Annotated in this window: 8 protein-coding genes; 5 read left to right on the top strand and 3 right to left on the bottom strand. The window is 74.0% G+C overall.

The features are described from left to right. Nucleotides 1-8 precede the first annotated feature (8 nt). From AB0F52_RS14760 to AB0F52_RS14745, 4 genes are read left to right on the top strand one after another with little or no spacing between them, the layout of a single operon-like run. Nucleotides 9-7,196 (top strand): amino acid adenylation domain-containing protein, encoded by a 7,188-nt coding sequence (locus AB0F52_RS14760; protein WP_360169881.1) that lies wholly within the window; start codon nucleotides 9-11, stop codon nucleotides 7,194-7,196. Further along, the gene (locus AB0F52_RS14755) at nucleotides 7,193-9,454 is read left to right on the top strand and encodes a lantibiotic dehydratase (RefSeq protein WP_360169878.1); all 2,262 of its coding nucleotides are present in this window, start codon (nucleotides 7,193-7,195) and stop codon (nucleotides 9,452-9,454) included. Before AB0F52_RS14760 ends, AB0F52_RS14755 begins: the two co-directional genes overlap by 4 nt. Further along, nucleotides 9,451-10,713, top strand: coding sequence for an MFS transporter (locus AB0F52_RS14750; RefSeq protein WP_360169875.1), 1,263 nt, complete (start codon nucleotides 9,451-9,453; stop codon nucleotides 10,711-10,713). Before AB0F52_RS14755 ends, AB0F52_RS14750 begins: the two co-directional genes overlap by 4 nt. Continuing rightward, nucleotides 10,710-11,918, top strand: coding sequence for an ATP-grasp domain-containing protein (locus AB0F52_RS14745; RefSeq protein WP_360169872.1), 1,209 nt, complete (start codon nucleotides 10,710-10,712; stop codon nucleotides 11,916-11,918). The genes AB0F52_RS14750 and AB0F52_RS14745 overlap by 4 nt, the downstream gene beginning before the upstream one ends. Nucleotides 11,919-11,973: 55 nt before the next feature. Here AB0F52_RS14745 and AB0F52_RS14740 read toward each other — a convergent pair whose 3' ends face one another. After that, entirely contained in the window at nucleotides 11,974-19,410 is a 7,437-nt protein-coding gene (locus AB0F52_RS14740; RefSeq protein WP_360169869.1) for an amino acid adenylation domain-containing protein, read from the bottom strand. Then, on the bottom strand, nucleotides 19,407-20,531 hold the full coding sequence (locus AB0F52_RS14735; RefSeq protein WP_360169866.1) for an AfsR/SARP family transcriptional regulator: 1,125 nt from the start codon (nucleotides 20,529-20,531) through the stop codon (nucleotides 19,407-19,409). The genes AB0F52_RS14740 and AB0F52_RS14735 overlap by 4 nt, the downstream gene beginning before the upstream one ends. Nucleotides 20,532-20,793: 262 nt before the next feature. On the opposite strand from AB0F52_RS14735, the gene AB0F52_RS14730 reads away from it, so the two are divergent. Continuing rightward, nucleotides 20,794-20,973, top strand: a complete 180-nt coding sequence (locus AB0F52_RS14730) for a hypothetical protein (RefSeq protein WP_360169863.1) — start codon at nucleotides 20,794-20,796, stop codon at nucleotides 20,971-20,973. Nucleotides 20,974-20,998: 25 nt separating this feature from the next. Here the strand turns inward: AB0F52_RS14730 and AB0F52_RS14725 are convergent, their stop codons facing one another. After that, entirely contained in the window at nucleotides 20,999-23,926 is a 2,928-nt protein-coding gene (locus AB0F52_RS14725) for a BTAD domain-containing putative transcriptional regulator (protein WP_360169860.1), read from the bottom strand. Nucleotides 23,927-24,012 lie beyond the last annotated feature (86 nt).

Raw genomic sequence — 24,012 nt, 5'->3', positions numbered from 1 at the left:
AGGCAGCCATGTCCACACCCACGATGTCCCCCGCGGTGCGCGAGGCGCTGAACCGGCGGCTGCGCGCGGCCCACGACCGCGCCACCGACGAGTCCTCGCCGCCGATCGCCGGCCCCGCCGTCCTCTCCGAGCAGCAGCGGTGGGTGTGGACGGCCGACCAGCTGGCCGCGGGCACCCCGCTCTACAACATCCCGCGTGCCCTGCACGTCAGGGGCGCCCTCGACCCGGCCGCGGTCACCACCGCGCTGCGGGCCGTGCTCGAGCGCCACCACGTGCTGCGGACCGTCTACCGCGACGCCGGCGGCACCCCGGTGCCGGTGGTGCTGGCCGCCGACGCGCAGGTTCCGGTGGTCGACCTGACCGGGGCACCCGAGCCCGCCGGGCAGGCGCTGACCCACGCCCGGCAGGAAGCGGCGAAACCGTTCGACCTCGCGCACGACGTCCCGGTCCGGATGTCGCTCGTGCGCTGCGCCGGCGACGACTGGTACCTGGTCGCGGTGCTGCACCACATCGCCGTCGACGCGACGTCGCTCGGCGTGTTCTGGCGGGAGTTCGGCACGGCCTATCGAGCGGCTCTCGCCCACCGCGCACCGGAGTTCGAGCCGCTGCCGGGTCAGTACGCCGGCTACGCGGCCTGGCAACGAGAACTGCTCGCGGGCACCGGCGCGGACGCCGACCTGACGTACTGGCGCACCCGGCTGGCGGCGCCGACGCCGTTGCGGCTGCCGGCCGACCACCCGCGGCCCGCGGTGCGCTCGGGCGAAGGCACGCGCATGCCGTTCGCGGTTCCGGCGGCGACCGCGCGAGCGGTGCGCGAGTTCTGCGCCACGCACCGCGTGACGCCCTACGCCGTGCTGATGACCGCCTTCACCGCCGTGCTCGCGCGGTGGACCGGGCAGGACGACGTGGCGGTGGGTACGCCGATCGCGTTGCGGCCGCAGGTGCGGTTCGAGCCGCTGATCGGGTTGTTCGTCAACACCTCCGTGCTGCGCCCGGCGCTGGCCGACGACCCGCCGTTCGTGACCCTGCTCGACCGCGTCCGCGAGGACACCTTCGCGGCCTACGACCACCAGGGGGTGCCGTTCACCCGGCTCGTGCAGGACCTGCAGCCCGTGCGCGACGCCTCGCGCAACCCGTTGTTCGACGTGCTGTTCACCGTGCAGGGCGAGTCCGGCACGACGCTGACCGCACCCGGCCTCACCGCCACCGAGCTCCCGCTCGCGAGCGCCACGGCCAAGGTCGACCTCGCGCTGACCGTCACCGACGGCGAGACCCTCTCGGGCACCCTCGAATACGACTCGGCGCTGTTCACCGAGGCCACCGCCCACCGGTTCGCCGGCAGCTACCTGGCGTTGCTGCTCGACGCCGTCACCGCACCCGCCACGCGGGTCAGCGAGCTGGCCGTGCTCACCGGCGACGACGCGGCCGCGCTGGCCGCCGGCAACGAAACCGCGGTCCCCTACGCGAGCTCCGCGACCATTCCCGAGCTGTTCGCCGTCGTCGCCCGCCGGCAGCCGGCCACCACCGCCGTCCGCTGCGGCACCGAACTGCTGTCCTACGGCGAGCTGGACGTGGCCTCCGACGCGGTCGCCGCGGTCCTGCGCGAACGCGGAGCCGGCCCGGACGCGCGGGTGGCGCTCTACGTCGGCCGGAGCTGCTCGATGATCGCCGCGATGCTCGGCGTCCTCAAAGCAGGCGCCGCGTACGTGCCCGTGGACCCGCAGTACCCGGCGGCCCGCATCCGGCACATCCTCGGCGACGCGCGCGCCGAACTCGTGCTGACCACCACCGATCTGCTGGACCGGCTGGACTTGCCGGCGGGCGTCACAGCCCTGTGCGTGGACGAACTGTGTGCCGACGATCCGCCCGCGAGCGTGCCCCGTCCGCCGGCCGGTCCGGGCCCCGACGACCTGGCGTACGTGATCTACACGTCCGGGTCGACCGGCCGCCCCAAGGGCGTGATGGTGCCGCACCGGGGCGTGCTGAACCTGTCCGCGTCGATGATCCGCGACCTGCGCATGGGGCCGGGCGACACGGTCGCGGCGCTGGCCTCCTACGCCTTCGACATGTCGATCCCGGAGCTGATCACGCCGCTGTTGGCGGGCGCGACGATCGCCGTGGTCCCCCGCGACACCGCCATGGACCCCGAGGCCTTGGCCGCGCTGATCGCCGAAGCCGGGGTCTCGGTGATGCAGGCGACGCCGACGACGTGGCGGATGCTGCTGGACACCGGGTTCACGGCCCCGCACCTGCGGGCCGTCGCGGGCGCCGAGGCGGTGCCGCCGGTGCTCGCCGCCGAGCTGGCGGCCAAGGTCGCGCAGCTGTGGAACTACTACGGCCCGACCGAAACCACGGTCTGGTCGGTGCGCACGGCGATCGGCGACGCCGCACCCGACCGGCCGCTGCCGATCGGCACGCCGCTGGACAACACCACCGTGCACGTGCTCGACGCGCGGATGCGCCCGGTGCCGCCCGGTGTCGTCGGCGAGATCTTCCTCGGCGGCGACGGCGTCACCCGCGGCTACCACGGCCGGCCCGGCCTGACCGCGCAGCGGTTCGTCCCCGACCCCTCCGGCTCGGCCGGGCGGCTCTACCGGACCTCGGACCTGGCGCGGTGGCGCGCCGACGGCACGCTCGAGTACCTGGGACGCGCGGACTCCCAGGTGAAGGTGCGGGGGCACCGGATCGAACTGTCCGAAGTGGAAACCATCCTCGCCACGCACTCCGACGTCGCCCGCGCGGCGGCGACGGTGTTCGGCGGCGACGGCGACCGCAGGCTCGCCGGGTACGTCGTCTGGCACGGCACCGGCGACCTCGACGCGGTCCGCGAACACCTGCGCCGCCACCTGCCCGAGTACATGGTGCCCTCGGCCCTGGTCGAGCTGGAGACGTTGCCCCTCAACGCGAACGGCAAGGTGGACCGCGCCGCGCTGCCCGAGCCGAGCGCTCCCACGGCCGGCGCGGGCTCGGTCGCGCCGCGCACTCCGCTGGAGCACGCGGTGGCCGGTGTCGTCGCCGACGTGCTGGGGCTGCCCTCGATCGGCGTGCACGACGACTTCTTCGCCGTCGGCGGCCACTCCTTGCACGCCATCCGCGTCGTGACGCGGCTGCGCGCGCAATACGGGGTCACGGTGCCGGTCCAGCGGCTGTTCACCGGCCCGACCGTGGCCGGGCTGTGCGCCGTCCTCGCCGAAGCCGGGGCGGGCCCGGGCCCCGGATCGGCCGGGCTCACCCGCCGTCCGGCCGGCACCGTGGCCCCGCTTTCCCCGACGCAGCGGCAGATGTGGTTCCTCGACCGGCTCGGGGAACGCGCGGGCGAGCTGAACGTGCACACCGTGCTACGCCTGACCGGGCAGCTCGATCTGGGCGCGTTGCAGGCGGCGCTGACCACGGTGGCCGACCGGCACGAGGTGCTGCGCGCCCGGTTCGAGACCCACGACGGCGAGCCGGTGCAGGTGCCACAGGCCGGCTCGCCCCGGGTCGAGGTGACGGACCTGACCGCGGTCGCCGAAACCGACCTGCCGGTCAAGGCCGACGCCGCCGTGGCCCAGGAGATCGCCACCCCGATCGACCTGACCGAGCCGCCGCTGCTGCGGATGCGCGTGGTGCGGTTGCGCCCGGACGAGCAGCTGCTCGTGGTCGTCGTGCACCACGCGGCGATGGACGGCTGGTCGTGGACCGTGCTGCGCAACGAACTGTCCACCGCCTACGCCGCGCACCTGGCCGGGCGGAGGCCGGAGCTGCCGGAGCTGCCGCTGGGCTACGGCGACGTCGCTTACTGGCAGCACCACCGTGACGCCGGCGCCGCGGCGAACGACCTGGAATTCTGGCGGACGCAGCTCGCGGACGCGCCCAGCGGCGAGCTCGCCACCGACCACCCGCGGCCGCCGGTCCGTTCGGGCCGCGGCGCCGAGGTCCGCTGGTCGTTCCCGGCGGAGCTGACCGCCGCGATCCGCGAATACGGCCGCGAGCACGGCACCACGGCGTTCCAGACGCTGCTGGGCGCCTTCCAGTACCTGCTCGCCGAATACACCCACGCCGGGGAGACCATCGTCGGCACGCCCGTCGCCGGCCGGGCCGAACCCGCCGTCGAACGGCTCATCGGCTGCTTCATCAACTTCCTGGCCCTGCGGGCCGACGTCACCGGCGACCCGACGTTCGCCGAGCTGACCGGGCGCGCCCGGGACGGCCTGCTGGCCGCGCTCGACCACCAGGGCGTGCCGTTCGGGGACCTGGTCGCGCAGCTGCGCCCGGAGCGCGACGCCTCGCGCAACCCGTTCTTCCAGGTCCTGTTCACCATGGACGACGACTCGGTCGGGCACCTGGAGCTCGCGGGCACGACCGCCGAGCAACTGCACCCGGCCGCGACGACCGCGAAGTTCGACCTGGTCGCGTCGCTGCTCGACCACGGCACGCAGATCCACGGCTCGTTCGTCTACGCCACCGACCTGTTCGAGCACCGCACGGTCGAGCGGTTCGCGGCCGCGTTCCAGGCGCTGGTCGAGCAGGCCGTCGCCGCGCCGGAGGTCCCGCTCTCGCGGCTCACCTTGAGCACACCGGACGAACTCCCCGCCGCGACGCCGGACGCCGCGGTGGCGCCGGTGCACGAGCAGGTCGCGGCGCAGGCCGCCGCCACCCCGGACGCGATTGCCGTGCGGTCCGGCGACGAGCGGCTCAGCTACGCGGAGCTCGACGCCCGCGCCAACCGGCTGGCCCATTGGCTGATCGGCCAGGGTGTGCGGGCCGACGAACCGGTCGGCATCGCCCAGCACCGCGGCCCCGCGCTGGTCGTCTCGCTGCTGGGCGTGCTGAAGGCGGGCGGCGGCTACGTCGCCGTCGACCCGGCGCACCCGGCCGCGCACAACGCGGAAGTGTTGCGCCACTGCGGTTCCCGGCTCGTCCTGGCCGGCGCCGACCTGGCCGGGCCACTCGCGCGGCACACGCCGCCGGAAGGCTCCGTGGTGGACATCGGCGCCGTCGACCTCGCGGCGCACCCGGACACCGACCCGGGCGTCCCGGCCGATCTCGACCGGCTCGCCGCGATCTTCTACACCTCCGGTTCCACCGGCACGCCGAAGGGCATCGCGACCACGCACCGCGGGCCGGCGAACTACCTCCGGTACCTGCGGGCGGTCACCGCCCTGTCCGGGGCGGACATCGTGCCGCAGATCGCCGGCACCCGGTTCGACGCGTCCGTGCGCGAGATCTTCGGCACGCTCGGCCAGGGCGCGCAGCTGGTCATGCTCACCGACGAGCAGGCCAAGGACCCGTACGCGATCACCCGGATCGTCACCGAACACCGGGTGACCGCGCTGATGAGCCTCGTGCCGTCCATGGTGTCCGCGCTGGCGATCGGCGCGGGTGAACCGGGCTACGACGGGACGAGCCTGCGGCTGGCGATGGTCGGCGGCGAGGTGCTCGGGGCTCAGCACGTGCGCGACGCCGCCCGCATCGGACCGCGGATGCGGCTGGTCAACCACTACGGGCCGACCGAGTGCACGATGACCTCGACCTACCACGCTCTCGAGGGCCGCGACGGGATCGACAGCGCGGCCCCGATCGGCCGGCCGATCCCCGGCGCCCGCGGGTACGTGCTCGGCCGCGACGGCAGGCCCGTGCCGCCCGGCGCGGTCGGCGAGCTGTACCTGGCCACCCCCGGGCTCGCCCGCGGGTACGCCGGCGCCGCCGGGGCGACCGCCGCGCGGTTCGTGCCCGATCCGTGGGGGCCGGCGGGCGGGCGGATGTACCGGACCGGCGACCTCGTGCGCTGGGCCCCGGACGGCCGGCTGCGCTTCCACGGCCGGGTGGACCAGCAGCTCAAGCTGCGGGGCATCCGGATCGAGCCGGGCGAGATCGAAGCCGCGATCACCGCGCTGCCCGGGGTCCGGGCCGCCGCGGTGGTGCCCCGAGGGGAGGCGCTGCAGCGGGAACTGGTCGCCTTCCTGGTGCTCGACGCCGACGCCACCGACGTCGCGGCCATCGCCGCCCGGATGACCGCGCAGCTGCCGAGCCACCTCGTGCCGTCCCGCTTCGCCACACTGGCGGAGCTGCCGTTCACCCCGACCGGCAAGGTCGACCGGCGGGCGCTGCTCGCCACCCCGGTCGACGATCTCGCCGCGCTCGGCGGGGAGATCGTGGCGCCCCGCGACGCGGTGGAGCTGCGCATGGCCGGCGTCTGGGAGCGGTTGCTCGAACGCGGGCCGATCGGCGTGCACGACGACTTCTTCGCCGTCGGCGGGCACTCGCTCAAAGCGGTGCAGCTGGTCGACGCCATCAAGCAGGAGTTCGACGTGGTGCTGCCGCTGAACACGGTGTTCACCAGGCCCACGGTGGAAGGGCTCTGCACGGCGCTCGACGACGTCCCGGCCGGACTGGTGGTCCCGCTGGCCCGCAGGGGCGGCACGGGCACCCCGTTGTTCCTGATCCACCCGCAGGGCGGCGACGTCTGCTGCTACGCGGCGATGGCCCGGGACCTCGCCGAAGACCGCGACGTCTACGGCATCGAGGCGGTCGGGCTGAACACCGACGAGGAACCGCTGGACCGGCTGGAGGACATGGTCGAGCGGTACCTCGTCGAGCTGCGGCGGGTACAGCCCCACGGGCCCTACGCCCTGGCCGGCTGGTCCTACGGCGGCAACGTCGCCTACGCCATGGCGCTGCGGCTGGAGGCCGAGGGCGAGGAGATCGAGTTCCTCGGCCCGATCGACGCCCGCGTCTTCGGCCGCGACGGCGTCGAGCAGTGGTACCGCGACAAGTCCGACGCGGAACGGTTCCGCATCGGCGCCGAACTCGGCGCGGACGGCGTCGCCGACCTCGACGAGCAGGACTTCCTCGACGTGCTGTTGCGCGACGCGCACGCCAAGGGCCGGCTCGCGCCGCGCGCCGACTCGGCCACGGTGCGCCGCATGATGCGGGTGTTCACCGCCAACGGCTACGCCGCGGAAAAGTACGCCAACACCGCCCGGGTGCGCGCCGACGTGCACCTGTTCCGGGCCCGGGACAAGCACCCGGCACTGCCCAACCCGAAGGTCGACCCGCAGGGCTGGCAGGAACGCACCGACGGGCGGCTGCACGTCGTCGAACTCGCCGGCAACCACCACGACGTGGTCTACCCGCCGCGGGCCGCGGAGACCGCCCGTCACCTCAAGGCCGCGCTGAGCGCGGCCGCCGAATCTCGAGAAGGGAACCGGGTATGAGCGCATGGAGCATGTCCTCGTGGGCCATGTTGCGTCGAGCGGGCTTCCCGTTCGACCTCCTCGCCCCGCAGCGCGACGACGAGTTCGCCGAGGAACTGCGCGCGGCGGCCGCGGGCGGTGACTGGGCCGCGCTGCCGGAGCGGTTCGACGACGTGCTGCGCGCTTCGGTCGGCGAGCTGGTCCGGGCCGGCCGCGACGAACGCGCCCTCGAGGCCGTGTACCTGTCCAGTCCGGAGGCCTACCAGCGGTTGCGGGACTGGGTGCACGAAGAGGTGCCCGCGACGCTCAACCACCGGGTGAAGCGGCGGGTGCAGCTGCTGACCATGTACCTGCAGCGGCTGTGCACGAAGAACGAGACCTCGAGCTTCTTCGGGCCGCTCGCCTGGGTCCGCACCGGCACCCCGGACGAGCCGTTCGCCTTCGCCGGGCCGGGCGAGCTGCGCAACCGGGTGTTCTGGAGCAACTGGTCGGTGCAGCAACTGGCCCGGCTGGTGTCCGCGGACCCCCAGGTGTGGCCCGCGCTGACGCCGAGACCGGCCACGCAGACGTTCCTCACCGACGGCGGCGCGCGGCGGGTCGACTTCGCCGGGCACCCGCCGCTGGTCGAGCCGGTGGCCGAACTGACCGGGCCGCCGCTGCGCGAGCTCTTCGCGCTGTGCGACGGGAAACGGACCATCGCGGACCTCGCCGCCGCGTCGGGCACCGACCCGGAGCGGCTGGCCGCGCAGCTCACCGAACTGGTGGACTGCGCCGCGCTCGAAGTGGACATCACGATCCCGTCCGGGGCGCCCGAACCGTTCGCGTTCCTGCGGGAGCGCGTCGCCGCGCTGCCCGCCGCGCCACGCGAGCGGTGGCTCACCGAGCTGGACCGGCTGGACGCGCTCCGGCAGCGGGTGCAGGACGCCCGCGGCCTGCCGGCGCGCATCGCCGCGGTGGAAGCGCTGAACGAGGGCTACGCCGGGACCGGGGCCGGCGCCACCGCGCGTGACGGCGGCCAGATCGCCTCCGACCGCACGCTCTGGTACGAGGACTGCCGGCAGGACTGGGGTGCCGCGACCTTGGCCGGTCCCGCCGCCGCCAGCCTGCGGGAGGAGTTCCCGCAGCTGCTGGAGCTGCTCTTCCAGCTGCCGCTGGCCCGGTTGCGGGCCCGGCGCGCGGAGTGCCACCGGTGGTTCACCGAGACGTTCGGGACCGGGTCGGTGGTCACCGTCGACCAGGCCCTGGCCGCGGCCGCCGACACGGACCTCTCGACCCGGTTGCAGGTGCTCGACGACAAGCAGCGCGCCGAGTACCCGGCGCCGCTGTCGGCCGTCCTGCACGCCAACCGGCACCGGTCCGAAGTGGTCCTGCCCCTGTCGTGGGTGCGCGAGCACCTCGGCGACGCGCCGTTCGACGCCTGGGCGCTGTGCAGCGCGGACCTGCACCTGTCGGCGGCCGGCGACGATGCCGTGCGGGCGGGCGAGTTCACCTGGGTGCTGGGCGAGGTGCACGCCCTGCACGAGGTCCTCGCGAGCACGTTCGCCCTGCTGCACCCCGACCCCGGCTCGCTCGCCGAGGACTGCGCGGCGCACCGCGAGGCGTTGAGCGACACGGTCATCTGCGAACCGCTCAAGGCCCACCGCGGCAAGATGTCCGTGCGGGTGCCCTTCGGCAGCCCGCAGATCGAGTTCTCCGCGCGGTCGGCCCAGCCCGAGCGGCTCCGGCTCACCCCGGACGAGCTGACGATCCGGGACCGGGGCGATCGCCTCGCGCTGCACGGCGACCGGCACGGCGAGGTGGAACTGGTGGTGGCGCCGCAGCAGTGGCTCGCCGACGAAACCGGGTCGCTGTTCGGGTGCTTCACCGGGGTGCGCGCCTACCGGATGACCGACTTCCTCGGCGGCCCCGCGGCCGATCACCTGCCGCGGTTGCGGGTCGGGCGCTTCGTGCTCGCCCGGGAAACCTGGTGGATCGAGCCGGAGCCGGCCAAGCGCAAGATCTTCCAGTTCGACAACCAGCGCCTGGCCTGGCGGATCAAGCACGACCACGGCCTGCCCGACCAGGTGTTCGTGAGCTTCGAAGAGGAGCCCAAGCCGATCTTCGTGGACTTCCGCAACCCGCTGCTGGTGGAGATCTTCGTCAAGGGCGTGCAGTCCAGCACGCAGCCGTTCCGGGTCACCGAAATGCTGCCCGGAGCCGGCGCCATGTGGCTGGACCACGGTCTGGGCGCCCACACCAACGAGTTCCGCATCGGCTTCTACCGGAAGGCGGACGAATGAGCCGGATGAACCGCAACCTGCTGACCCTTTCCACCGCGCAGACCTTCTCGGCCGTCGGCTCGCAGGTCACGATCGTCGCGCTGCCGCTCTCGGCGGTGCTGATGCTGAACGCGACCCCGGCCGAGATGGGCCTGCTCGCCGCGCTCGCCGTGCTGCCCTACCCGGTACTCGCCCTGTGGGTCGGCGCGTGGGTGGACCGGTTGCGGCGCCGGCGGATCCTGATCATCGCCGACTGGTGCCGCGCCCTGCTGCTCGGATCGGTGCCGGTGGCCGCGCTGTTCGGCGTGCTGGGCATGGCGCAGCTCTACCTGGTGGCCTGCCTGGCCGGGTGCGCGAGCGTGTGGTTCGACGTGGCCTACACCTCCTACATCCCGCAGGTGATCCCGAAGGACCGGATCGTCGGCGCGAACTCGGCGGTGACGGTGGCGCGCTCCGGCGCCCAGGTCGCGGGTCCCGGCCTCGGCGGCGTCACCGTGCAGGCGTTCACCGCGCCGATCGCGATCGCGATCGACGCCGTGTCGTTCGTGGTCTCGGCGTTGCTGCTGTCCCGCATCAAGGACGACCCGCCCTGCGAGCCCGGGCCGAAGCGGCGGATCCTCGCCGACGTCGTCGAGGGCACGCGGTACCTGCTGCGCACGCCGGTGCTCGCCATGCCGGCCTTCGCGATGAGCCTGGTCAACCTGTTCAACTTCGTGCTGCTGGCGGTCTTCGCGCTCTACGTCGTGGAAGTCCTGCACATCGGCGCGGCCCTCTACGGCACCATCCTGCTGCTGGGCGGGCTCGGCGCGGTGGTCGGCGGCGTGTTCGCCGGCACCGTGGCCAAGCGGCTCGGCACCGGCCGCGCGGTCATCGTGGGCACGGCGTTGTTCGGCCTGGCCCCGGCTCTGGTCGCCTCGGCGGGCGGCGACGTGCTCGCCGTGGTGCTGATGCTCGTCGCCGCGCAGTTCCTCACCACCCTCGGCCTCTCGGTCCTGGACGTGAACCTGGTGAGCCTGCGCCAGACCACCACGCCGGTGCGCATCCAGGGCCGGGTCGGCGCCACGATCCGGATGGTCAACTGGTCGATGAAGCCGCTGGGCGCGGTGCTCGGCGGCGTGCTCGGCGAGCAGATCGGGCTGCGGCCCACGATCTGGGTCGCGGTCGCCGGCGGTGCCGCGGGCGCCCTCTGGATGCTCCTGTCCCCCATCCGTCGCGTCCGCACCGATCGCGACGTCACCACCGAACCCATCCCCGACCCTGTTCCGGAGGCCGTGTCATGAGCGTGCTCGTCATCAACAGCCACCCCTACGGCGAACTGTTCTTCCAGGGTGCGTGCCGGGTGCCGGTGGCGCCGGCCGAGCGGCAGCTCGTGTCCACGGAGTACAACGGCGCGCTCGACGGCCACGACCCGGCCGACTTCCCGCACGTGGCCGCCTGCACCGACATCTACGACGAGGAGCACGTGCGCAAGGCGGTTTACGAACTGGCCGCCACCACCCGGCCGGACCGGATCGTGACCATCAGCGAGCAGCTGATGGTGGTGGCCGCCGAGCTGCGCGAGGAGTTCGGCCTGCCGGGTCAGGACGTCGGCTCGGCGCTGCGGTTCCGGGACAAGGTCGTGATGAAACGCGCGCTGCGCGACGCCGGCTGCCCGGGCGTGCCTCGGTTCGTCGAGGCGGACCAGGACCTCACCGAGCTGCCGTGGCCGGCGGAGCGGTACGTGGTGAAGTCCCGGATGGGCATGGGCTCCACCACCGTGCGGATCGTGTCCACAGTGGACGAGGTGAACGAGGCCCGCCGGGAGCTGCTCGCGAAGGACCCCAGCGGGGTCGAGGTCGAGGAGTTCGTCGCCGGCGTGATGTACCACTGCGACGGCGTCGTCGAGAACGGCGAGGCGGTGTTCGGGTCGGTTTCGCGCTACCTCACCCAGCCCGGCGACTTCCGCTCCTCCGGCGTCCAGGGCAGCGTCACCCTCCAGGACTGCGAGCTCAGCAGGCGCATCGGCGAGTACCACGCCGAGGTCGTGCGGCACCTGGGCCTCGGCGAAGGCGTCACGCACCTGGAGGTGTTCCACACCGCCGACGACCGGATCGTCTTCTGCGAGATCGCGGCCCGGCCGGGTGGCGGGGGCATCGCCTACATCGTCCGGCAGGCGCACGGCGTCGACCTGATCTCGGCGGCGCTGCGCGCGCAGTCGGGTGCCGACCCGCTGACACCGGCGCCGTCGGACGGCCTGGGCCGGGTCTGGGGACTCGTCGGGTTCTACTCGCGGCCGGACGCGGTCGCGGTGCCCTTCGCCGCCGGGTCTCTGCCGCCGGAGCTGGGCGTGCACCTGTGCTTCGGCAGCAGGCGCGCGGGCCAGGTGGACAACTCCACCGACTTCGTGCACAAGTTCTTCCTGTCCGCGGCCGACGACGCGCAGTTCGAGCAGCGGTACGCCGCTCTGCGCGAGCTCGTCGCGGAACGGGGCTGGGAAGCGGCGTGAAACGACGGTGCCGCCCGCCGGGAGTCCCGGCGGGCGGCACCGTCGTCGCAGGCGGTCAGGACCGGCACAACCGCGCGAACGCGCGGACCGTGTCCTCGGCGAGGTCGCGGGCGAAAGCCGGATCGCAGTCGGCCTGCTCGTAGAGCACCTGCACCCGGATCGGGTCGGCGTCGATCACGCCGAGGACGATCGGGTAGCCGGTGCGCTCGAACTCCCGCACGGCGGTCAGCGACGCCTGCGGGCCCGCGATGACCGGCCGCGGGAAGTTCTCCACCACGAGGATGGTGTCGAACAGCTGCTCGCCGGCGGGCACCGCGCTCAGCCGGTGGATGTCGGTGAGCGAGCTCGCCACGTGTTCCCGCAGTTCGGCGTGGCGCCCCTGCAGGCCGGTCAGCCAGGCGCGGGTGTCCGGCGCGGGGGCCAGCCGGACCCGGACCGGGAGCGTGGTGATCAGCGGCCCGACCATCCGGCCGACGTCGGCCAGTTCGCCGGGCCGGATCGCCACGGTGGCCCCGAACACGACGTCGTCCCGGCCGGTGCGCTCGGCCAGCACGCTCGCCCACGCGCCCTGCGCCAGGGTCGCCAGCGTCAGGCCGGCGCGGGCGAGGAACCCGCGCACCGCCTCGTGCAGCGACGGGGACAGGTCCACGTCGACGGTGGCCGAGCTGGTGCCCGGTACCTGCGGTGGCTTGACCGGCAGCGGGGTCGCCCCGGTGAGGTCGCCCAAGGTCCGGCGCCAGTAGGTGCGCGCCTGCTCGGCGTCCGACCGCGCGAGCCAGGCCACGAACTGCCCGAACGGCGGCGCCGGGGCCGGGCGGGCGGTGCTGCCCTCGAGCAGCGCCTGGTAGACCTCCATCACCTCGGAGACCACAGTGGACACGCTCCACCCGTCGACGATGATGTGGTGGTAGCTCAGCACCACGTGCACGCTCTCGCCTTCGGGCCGCAGCGCGACCTCGATCGGCGGCGCCGCCGCCAGGTCGAACCCGCCGGTGCGCACCACGTCGGTCACCCGGATGCCGGCGTCGGCCCACACGGCCTGGACCGGCTCCTGCAGCCCGTCCCAGACGATCGTGCTGCGCAGGATCGGGTGCCGGCGCCCGACCTCGCGCCAGGCTTGGGCGAACGCGCCGAGGTCGATCCGCCCGTCGAGGCGGTAGGTCCGCCGGCCGAGGTACATGTCGTCGTCGGGGTCGAGCAGGCTGTGGAACAGCAGTCCTTCCTGCATCGCGGTGAGCGGGTGGACGTCCTCGAGCGCCGAGCCGCCCGGACCGCTCGCCGCCAAGTGGTCCACCTCGCGCTGGGTGAGCCGGGTCAGCGGGAAGTCCGACGGCGTGTGCCCGCCCGGGTTGGCGACGCAGTACGCGGTCAGCTCCCGCAGGTGGGCGAGGAACGCCTCGGCGAGGGTCCGCACGGTGTCCGCGCGCAGCCGGGTGGCCGGGTAGATCCACTCGACGTGCAGGACGCCGTCGCGGACGCCGGCTTCGATCTCGATCGGCCGGGGCCGCGGGTAGGCCGCGCTCTTCTCGGCACCCAGCGGCGTCGCCGCCACGGTGAACGGGCCGGCATCGGGGATCGAGCGATCCACCCGGCCGTGGTAGTTGACCACGACCGGCGAGACCGGGCCGGTGCCGCCCACGGCGGGCAGGCCGCGCAGGACCTCCTTGACGTGGTGCAGTTCGGGCTCGTCGAACCGGACGGGCAGCACCTGGGTGAACCAGCCGACGGTGCGGGAAAGGTCGAGGTCGTCGGCGGCGCCGTCGCGGCCGTGGCGTTCGACGTCGAGCACCGCCGGGCCGCCGGTCCACTCCGCCAGCGTCTTCGCCGCGGCGGTGACGACGAGGTCCTCGGCCCGGACGCGGTGCACCCGCGGCACTTCCCGCAGCAGCCGCTCGGTGTCCTCTTCGGACAGCCGCACGTGCACCGAAGCCGCCGTGGCGACGGTGTCGGGCCCGTGGTCGTGGTCCGCCGGCAACGACGGGACCGCCGCGGGCCCGGCCACCGCCACGTCGAGGGTGTCCAGTGCGCCGATCCAGTCCTGGTACGACGACGTCGGCGCGGCGAACGGCGCGCCTTCGTAGGCCGCGGCCAGGTCTTCGATCAGCGAGCGCCACGACAAGGTGTCCACGACGAGGTGGTGCACCGCGAGCAGCAGCCGGTCCGGCCCGTGGCCGGTGCGGAACAGCCCGGCCCGCACCACCGGTCCGGACACGATGTCCAATGAGGACTGGACCGCATCGGCCGCGGCGGTGATCGCGGCGGTGTCCGGGCTCGCGAAGTCCCGGCACCACAGCAGGTCCGCGTCCTCGCGGTCCACCACCCGCTGCCGGAGCGCCCCGAGGTCGAACCGGGTGCGCAACGCCGGGCTGTGCGCCACCAGGGCCCGCAGCGCGGCCGCCAGCCGGCCGGGGTCGGCGTGGTCGAGGGTGAGCACGACCGACTGGTTGTAGTGGTGGTGGTCCGGCAGGTCCCGCTCGGCGAACGCCCGCTGGATCGGCGCGAGCGGGAACCACTCGCCGGTCTTCGCGGTGGGCCGCGGCGGGGTCGCGGTGGTGATCGGGGCGGCCTGCGGGGCCAGCTGCGCGACCGTCGGGTACCGGAAGATCAGCTTCGGGCTGATCCGCAGGCCCGCCTGCCGGGCCCCCGCGACGACCTGCAGCGTCATGATGGAGTCGCCGCCGAGCTCGAAGAAGTTGTCGTGCACGCCGACGCGCTCCACCCGCAGCACGTGCGCCCAGCACTCGGCGAGCACCCGCTCGGTGTCGCCGCGCGGGGCCGCGTACTCCCGTTGCACCGCGCGGTCGATCGCTTCCGGCACCGGCAGCGCCGTGCGGTCGACCTTGCCGTTGGCGGTCAGCGGCAGCTCGTCGAGCACCAGGTAGGTGGCCGGCACCAGGTACGGCGGGAGCCGGTCACCGAGCCAGGACCTCAGCTCGCCGGGTGCCGGGGCGTGGCGGGGGCCGGCGGCCACGACGTAGGCGACCAGGCGCTGCCGGCCGGTGTCGTCGGCCGGCGCGGTCACCACCGCCCCGCGCAGGTCCGGGTGCCCGGACAAGGCGCGCTCGATCTCGCCGAGTTCCACCCGGTAGCCGCGGATCTTGACCTGCCCGTCGCGCCGGCCGAGGAAGAGGAGGTCCCCGCCCGGCAGGCGGACCGCGCGGTCGCCGGTGCGGTACATCCGGCCGCCGGGCACCGGCCAGAAGGGGTCGGGCACGAACTTTCCGGCGGTCAGGCCCGGCCGGTCGAGGTAACCGCGCGCGTTGCCGACGCCGCCGACGCAGATTTCGCCGGGCACCCCGAGCGGCACCGGCCGCAGCCGCTCGTCGAGCAGGTACGTGCTCTGGTTCCGGTGCGGGCGGCCGATGGGCACCAGCGTCGTCCCGGCCGGCTCGGCTCCGGTGCGGAACGACGAGCAGCCGACCGACACCTCGGTGGGGCCGTAGTGGTTGACGATCGCGGTGTCCGGCGCGAGGCGGCGCCAGCGTGCCCGCACCCGGTCGGGGAACGCCTCGCCGCCGACCAGCAGCACCCGCGCGAGGCGGGCCGCGCGCTCCGGGGACAGGTGCTCGGCGAGCAGCTCCAGCAACCCGGGCGTGAGCTTGATGAAGCTGTACGGCGCGCCCTCGGCGAGCTGGTCCGCGAGTTCGCCGGCGTCGAGCCCGTCGGGCAGCAACCGCACCGGCTGCCCGGCGAGCAGCGGCGCGTACAGCGACGGCACGATCAGGTCGAAGCCGTAGGAGGAGAAGACCGGCGCGCCACCCCGCGCGTCTTCGGGCAGCTGTGCGAGGCACCACCGCAGGTGGTTGACCACCCCGCGGTGGGTGACCGCGACGCCCTTGGGCTTGCCCGTCGACCCGGACGTGTAGATCACGTACGCCAGGTTGTCCGGAGTGGACAGCGGCACCGGATCGCGGTCGTCGGTGCCGCTGCCGGGGGCGATCAGCTCGGCGCCGGACCCGGCGACCAGCTCGCGCAGGTCGTCGTCGACGATCAGGTAGCGCAGGCCGGCGTCGGCGATGATGGTGGCGAGCCGCTCGGCGGGGTTGTCCGGGGCGAGCGGCAGGTAGGCACCCCCGGCCTTGAGCACGGCCAGCAACGACACCATCAGCTCCGGCGTGCGGTGCGCGCAGACGCCGATCAGCGTCTCGGGGCCGGCCCCGAGCTCGCGCAGGTGGTGAGCCAGGCGGTTGGCGCGGGTGTTCAGCTCGGCGAAGGTCAGCTCGTGGTCGCGCCCGCGGACCGCGACAGCACCGGGCACCCGGTGCGCGGTGGCTTCGACGAGCCCGTGGATCGTGGCCGCGGCGACGGGTTCGGGCACCTGCGCCCCGAAGACCGGCCAGGAAGCGGACTCCTCGGCGGTGATCAGCTCGACGTCGCCCACCCGGCGGCCCGGATCGGCGGCGAAGGCGGCCAGTGCCGCGTCGAGGTGCCCGGCGATGCGCCGCATCGCGGCCTCGTCGAAGCGGGACCGCTGGTAGCGCAGCAGCAGCTCGACCCGCTCGCCGTGCTCCTCGACCAGCAGCACCAGCGGGTAGCCGGTGTTGGTGACAGTGTCGTGCGAGCTGATCGACAGCCCGGTCGCCGGGTCGTGCGCCTGCGGCGCGGGCTGGTTCTGCCCGATCACGATGGTGTCGAACAGCGCCTGGCCTGCGGGCACGCCGCTCCAGGCCCGGATGTCGGGCAGCGAGCAGTGCTGGTAGTCCTGCAGCTGAAGCAGGTTCCACTGCACCTCGCGCAGCCACTCCGCCAGCTGCGCGCCGGACGGCACCGGCAACCGCACCGGCAGCGTGGTGATGAACAAGCCCACGGTGGTGTCGACCTCGGCCAGCTCCGGCGGGCGGCCGGAGAACGTCGAGCCGAACACGACGTCCTGCCGCTCGCCGTAGCGCGCCAGCAGCAGTCCCCACAGGCCGTGCACCACCGAGTTCAGGGTCAGGCCCTCGGCGCGGGCCCGGTCACGCAGGGCGACCGCCCGGGCCCCGGCGAGGCTGACCGGAACCTCGCCGACGCCGTCGGGCACGTCGTCGTGTCCGTCGTTCCCGGGCAGTGGTGACGGACCCGCACACCCGCGCAGCCGGTCGCGCCAGAACGTCGCGGCCCGCTCCCGGTCCTGCCGCTCGATCCAGTCGACGTAGCGGCGGAACGCCGGCCCCGCGGTGACTTCCGCGGGCTCGGCCAGTGCGTGCTCGCGGTAGCGCTGCACCAGTTCCCGCACGACCAGTGCCATGCTCCAGCCGTCGAGGACGAGGTGGTGGTGGCTGAGCACGACCGCCCAGTCCCGCTCGCCGAGGCGCACCGCGGTCAGCCGCAGCGGTGGCGCCGCGGCCGGGTCGAAGCCCACCTGCCGGTCCTCGGCGACCACGCGGTCGAGGTCGGCCGCCTCGACCACCGTGACGGGCGTGCGCACGGCGTGCTCGACGACCTGCACCGGCCGGTCGAGACCGGCCCACGCGACCCGCGAGCGCAGCGCCGGGTGGCGGCCGGCCACGTCCCGCCAGGCGGCGGCGAACACGCCGGGGTCGAACGGGCCGCTCACCCGCAGCACGGACTGCTGGAAGTAGTCGGTGGCGTCGTCGTTGTACTGGCTGTGGAACAACATCCCCGCCTGCAGCGGGGTCAGCGGGTAGACGTCGGCCACGTCGTCGAGGGCCGCGATCGCGGCCACGGCGGCGGCGTCCCGGCCGTGCGCGGCCACGGCCGCACCGGAGTCGTCCGGCGCGGTCACCGCTTCGGCCAGTCCGGCGATCGCGCGGATCGTGCGGTGGCGCAGGATGTGCTCGGCGGTGATCCGCAGGCCGGCGGCGCGCGCCCGGGCGACCAGGGTGAGGGCGACGATGGAGTCACCGCCGAGGTCGAGGAAGTCGTCGCCGGGTCCGGCGCCGGCCAGCACGCCGCGCCAGATCTCGACCAGGGTGCGTTCGACGGCCGTGCCCGCCGCGGTGTCCGGCCCGGCCACCCGGTCCTCCGGCACGGGCAGCTGCTTGCGGTCGATCTTCCCGTTGAGGCTCAACGGGATCTCGTCGATCGTCAGGTAGCGCGCCGGGATCATGTGCGCGGGCAGCGTCCGGCCCAGGAACTCGCGCAGCTCGGCCGGGCGGGGGCACTCGCGGTCGCCGTCGAGCACGAGGTAGCCGAGCAGCTGCTGGTGCCCGGCCGCGGTCGTGTGCGCGACCACGACGGCGTCGTGCACGGCGGGGTGGGTGCGCAGCGCGACGCCGATCTCGTCGAGCTCGATCCGGAACCCGTTGATCTTGACCTGGTGGTCGGTGCGGCCGAGGTACTCGATTTCGCCGTCCGGGCGCCGCATCGCGATGTCGCCGGTGCGGTAGAGCCGCCCGCCGGAGCCGAACGGGTCCGGCACGAAGCGCTGCGCGGTCAGGCCCGGGCGCCGGTGGTAGCCGCGGGCGAGCTGGATGCCGCCGAGGTGGAGCTCGCCCGCTTCGCCGTCGGCGGCCGCCGAGAAGTCGCCGGTGAGCACGTGCAGCCCGGTGTTGGCGACCGGGCGGCCGATCGGCACGGTGGTGGTGTCGGCCACCGGGTCGCACCGGTGGTAGGACACGTCGACCGACGCTTCGGTGGGGCCGTAGAGGTTCTCGAGGGTGCCGGGCAGCAGGTCCATCGCTCGCTGCGCGACGTCCGAGGGCAGCGCCTCCCCGCTGCACACGACGTGGCGCAGGCTGGTGATGCCGCGGACGGCGGGCTCCTGCAGGAACTGCGCGAGCATCGACGGCACGAAGTGCACGACGGTGATCCCGTGCTCGCGGATGGTGGCGGCGAGGTACGCGGCGTCGCGGTGCCCGCCGGGCCGGGCCATGACGAGCCGGGCGCCGGTCATAAGGGCCCAGAAGAGTTCCCAGACCGACACGTCGAAGCTGAACGGCGTCTTCTGCAGCACCGCGTCACCGGGCCCGATCGGGTACTCCCGTTGCATCCACAGCAGCCGGTTGACCACCCCGGCGTGGGCGAGGCAGGCGCCCTTCGGCCGCCCGGTCGAGCCCGAGGTGTAGATGACGTAGGCGAGGTTGTCCGGTTTCGCGGCCGGCACCTCGTCGTCGTCGTCGGCGGCGGCCGGGAGCGGGGCGTCGATGTCGACGGTCGTGCGGCAGCCGAGAGCGCGGGCCACGGCCGCGGTCGGCTCGTGCATGAGCAGCAGATCGGCTTGGGCGTCACCGAGCATGTAGGAGAGCCGGTCGGCCGGGTATTCGGGGTCCAGCGGGAGGTAGGCACCGCCGGCGCGCAGGATCGCCAGCACGCCGACGATCATGGCCGCGCCGCGCACCGCGCAGATGCCCACCACGGTCTCCGGCCCGACGCCGAGCGTCCGCAGGTGCGCCGCCAGCGTCCGGACGCGCCCGGCCAGCTCGGCGTAGGTCAGCGGGCCGTCCGCGGTCACCACGGCGACGGCCTCCGGGGTGCGGGCCGTCTGCTCGTCGATCAGCCCGGTCAGCGTGGACCGGAGGGAAACTTCCAGGAGAGCCGGATCCGTGCTCACGTCGCCACCTTCAGGGGGTTGTTTTCGGTCAGAGCCCTGCGTTTCCACGTCCGCAGCTCGATGTGGGCCTCACCGAGCGCGGTGGTCAGTTCCGCCACCCGGGCGGACAGGTCCGGGTCCCGGGACGGGCCGGGTGGGGCGGTGTCGGTCAGGCCGGCCCGGCCGCCGTCGAGGAATTGCCGTTGCCACAGCTCGATATCGGCTTCGGGCTGCTGGTACTTGCGGGCCGCCTCCGCCACCGTGAGATCACCCGACAGCAACCCCAGCACGAGCAGGGCCTTGTCCTCGCCGGACAACCGGACCGGCCGGCCGGTGACCGGGTCCCGTGCCGGCCCGGACCGCGACGCGGACAGCCGGACCCGGTGCACCGGCCGTCGCGGCTTCGGCTCGTCGGCGATGATGTGCTGCTGCAGCTGGCGCAGTTCTTCACCGGGTTCGATGCCGAGCTCGTCGACGAGCACCTCGCGGCCCGCGCGGTAGGTGTCCAGCGCTTCGGCCCGGCGGCCGGTGCGGTGCAGCGCCCGCATCAGCAGCCCGCGCAACCGCTCCCGCAGCGGGTGCAGCGCGACCAGGTCCAGCAGGACCGGAACCAGGCCGTCCGGCTCGCCGACGTCGAGGCGGACCGCGGCCCACTCCTCGATCGCCGTCAGCCGCTGCTCGGCCATCCGCACGGCCACGGCGTCGAGCACCTGGCTCCCACCGGGCGGGTTGCCCGTCGCCGGCCACATGCCGACCGCGGCGTGGAAGTCGCGCTCCGCCTGCTCGGGGTGCCCCGCGTCGAGCGCCCGGCGGGCGGCGGCGACCAGGTCCTCGAAGACCAGCAGGTCGACCTCGGCGGGGTCGACCTCGAGCGCGTAGCCCACCGGCCCGGTGACGATGGAAGCGGCCACGCCCTCCTGGCCGAACCGCTTGCGCAGCATCGACACGCAGATCTGGATCTGGTCGCGCGCGGTCGGTGGCGGTGACTCGTCCCAGATGGCCTGGGCCAGCCGCTCGACCGCCACCTCGCGGTTGGCCGCCAGCACCAGCATCACGACCGCCGCCCGCTGGCGGTGCGAGGTCAGCGACAACGGCCCACCGGCGCCCTCGACCTTCAGATCCCCCAGGATGTGAAACTTCATTCTCTCCCCTTCCAAGGCCCGGGAAACGGCAGGGCCACCAGACCGGTGAGTCCATCTCGCGCCATTCCGCTATCCCGGCGTTATCGCTGGGTTAAGCCAGGGAAAAAGACCGGCCGGCTCGGTCGCGCCGACGGGATTTCCGCAGCTCGGAGCCGGGCGATGGCGGGGATAAGGGCGGGATAGCGCCGGGATTCGAGGCGTCCATAACGTTCATCTCGTCGCCGGGAAAACCCCGGAAATCCCCGATCACGGAGGTTCGGTCATGGCCCGCACGCTCACCGCCCGCATCGCCACCACCGCCGCTCTCGCCGCCGCGGCGTTCGCCATCGCGGCCGGTTCGATGCAGCCGGGTGCCGACCACGCCGCGGCCGTCGCCGGTCAGCAGACCCAGGTCGTCCGGATCGCCCAGGACCTGCCGGCCGACGGCAACCCGTGGGACTGAGCCCCGGACGCCGCCCGGGCGCCCCTCAGCGGCCGGTGCCGGGACCCGGCTCCACCGCGGTGCGCTCGGCGAACGCGGTGACCGCCTGCCCGGTGCCGCCGGTCCGGCCGAGTTGCCCCAGCACCACCGCGAGGTCCGCGCGCACGGCGGCCATGCCCTGGTGGTCCATGATCGTCTCGCGTACCGCGAGCGCTTGTTCGAAGTACCCGCGGGCGGCATCCAGCCGGCCCGCGGCGACGCACACCTCGCCGAGGTTGTGCAGCAGGTGGCCTTCGCCGATCACGTCGCGGCTGTCCCGGACCATGGCCAGCACCTCCGACAGCGTCCGGACCGCGGCCTCGTGTTCCCCCGCGCGCGACTGCACCTGACCCACCCGGCGCATGGCGTGCGTGATGCCGCCCGCGTACCGCAGTTCGCGGTAGCTGCCGAGCGCCTCGGCCAGATCTGCCTGCGCGGCCTCGATCCGGTTCCGCCGCGCCAGCACGTGCGCCCGCTGGGTGAGCACGGTCGCCCGGCCGACCACGTCGGCGGCGCGATCGAAGTCCCGCAGCGACCGCGCGTACAGCTCCATCGCCAGGTCTTCGTCCCCGGTGCGCCGGGCCAGCAACGCCAGATCGCGGCGGCACAGCCCCAGGCCGACGGGTTCGTCGAGCTCGACGAACAACGCCAGTGCCTCGGTCAGCAGCTCGTGGGCGCGGGCCGCCCGGCCGGTGGTGAGGTGCTGCGTGCCGAGTGAACTGAGCAGCACCGCGGTACCCCGGGTGTTGCCGGCCGCGCGGGTGGCGGTCAACGCGGCGGTGTGCGTGCGTTCCCAGTCGTCCAGCAGCCCGCGGGCCTCGAACAACGTGGCCGACGTGACGGCGAGGTCCCAGGCCAGTTCGTCCAGCCCGCCCGCGGCGGCCTGCAGGACCGCGGCGCACAGGTTCTCCTGCTCGTCGGCCAGCCAGCCGAGCGGATCGGCGAGCAGCTGCTCGACGTGGTCGGCGTCCGGCCGCCATCGGGGCGCCCGCCCGTGCACGACCGTGTAGTCGCCGCCGTAGATCCGCCGGTGCGCGTCCTCGGCCAGCGCCAGCCAGCCGCCGAGCACCCGGTCCAGCGCGGCCGCGCGCCCGTTCGCCTCGACCTCGGCGAGCTTCTCCCGCGCGAACAACCGCACCATGTCCTGGTACCGGTAGGCGAATTCGCCGCCGGGGCCCATCCCGGCGACGTCGAGCATCTGCACGTCCACCAACGGTTCCAGCAGGTCCGAAGGATGGCGGCGGTCGTCGTCGAGCGCGGCGCCCGCCACCCACCCCGACAGCGACGGCGCCTCCGGCAGGCTCAGCAGCCCGAAGAGCCGGCGCGAGCGCGGGTCCAGCCCGTCGTGGGTCAGCGACAGGCTCGCGCGGATGGTCATCTCACCGTGCGCGAGCTCGTCGAGGCGGTGGCGCTCGCTGGCCAGCCGCTGCACCATCGACGCGAGTGTCCAATGGGGACGCGCGGCGAGCCGGGCGGCGATGATCCGCAGCGCCAGCGGGAGCCCGCCGACGGTGCGCACCAAGGCACCGGCCGCTTCCCGCTCCCGGTCGGTGCGGTCGTGGCCGATCACCCGGCCGATCAGCTCCAGCGACTCTTCGGGGCGCAGCACGTCCAGCTCGACGCGGCGGGCGCCCGGCACGCCGGTGAGCCGCGAACGGCTGGTGACCAGCACCGCGCAGCGCGGGTTGCCGGGCAGCAGCGGCAGCACCTGCTGTTCGCTGACCGCGTCGTCGAGCACGACCAGCACCCGCCGGTCGGCGAGCAGGGTGCGGTACATGTCCGCGCGCCCCGCGAGGTCCTCGGGCAGCATCGGGCCCGGGATGCCGAGGGCCACCAGGAACCGGCCGATCACCTCGGCCGCGCCGCTGGGTTCGGCGCGGGTGCCGCGCAGGTCGCAGTAGAGCTGCCCGTCCGGGAAGTGCTGCTCGGCCAGCCGGTGCCCGAGCAGCGCCGCGACCGTGCTCTTGCCGACACCCGGCCGCCCGACGACCACCAGCACACCCAGCGCCGTGCTGTCCGGGCCGCGGGTCAGGATGCCGGTCGCCTCGCCGAGGACGTCTTCGTGCCCGACGAAGTCCGCGGTGGCGGCGGGCAGCTGGCGGGGCACCCGCACCCGCGGCGTCGCGGGCTCCGGGGTGTCCTCGCCGGGTTCCGGCGGGTGGTAGCGCAGCTCGGGCGCACCCGCCAGGATCCCCGCCTCCAGGCCCCGCAGGTCCGGCCCGGGTTCCAGGCCGAGCTCGTCGATCAGCAGGTCACGGCCGACGCGGTAGGCCTCGAGCGCCTCGGCTTGGCGGCCGGAGCGGTAGAGCGCGACCATCAGCAGCGCCCGCAACCGCTCCCGCAGGGGATGCTCGCGCACCAGCCGGGCCGTCTCGCCGACCACCTGGCGGTGCTTGCCGAGCCCGAGTTCCAGTTCGAGGTAGTCCTCGGTCGCGGTGAGGTGGTCCTCGTCCAGGCGCAGCGCCCGCGTCCGCAGCGTCGGGCTGGAGAGCCCGCTCAGGCACGGGCCGCGCCAGAGCGCGACGGCCGCGCGCAACGTCGCCGCCGCCTGCGCCGCCCGGCCCTCCTTGATCAGCGTGCGGGCCCGGGCGACCAGCCCGGTGAAGACCTGGGCGTCGATCCGCCGGGGCTCGACCCGCAGCCGGTACCCCGGCGGCCGCGTTTCGATGGTGACGCCGACCCCGCCGTCGGTCAGGTTGCGGCGCAGCCGCGACACGCAGATCTGCACCTGCGTCCGCGCCGTGTCCGGCGGGTTTTCCTCCCACAGCGCGTCCACCAGGCTGTCGATGCTGACGACCTGGTTGGCCTCCATCAGCAGGAACGCGAGCACCGCCTGCTGGCGGCCGGGTGGGACGTGGACCGCCCCAGCGGACCCTTCCACTTCGATCGGACCGAGGATGCGCAGCGTCGCGTCGGCCGTCTCGGTTGTCGTCACTGCCATCCTCGTCGTGTTCGTACCCCAGCGCCCTCGTCGGCTCTGCCCCGGACAGACCGGTCTGGCGACCCCCGATGTTCGAATGT

The sequence above is a fragment of the Amycolatopsis sp. NPDC024027 genome, from assembly GCF_040638975.1.
Lineage (GTDB): Bacteria > Actinomycetota > Actinomycetes > Mycobacteriales > Pseudonocardiaceae > Amycolatopsis.
Note: the sequence above shows the minus strand (reverse complement) of the source record. Positions and strands in the feature narration are given on the sequence as shown.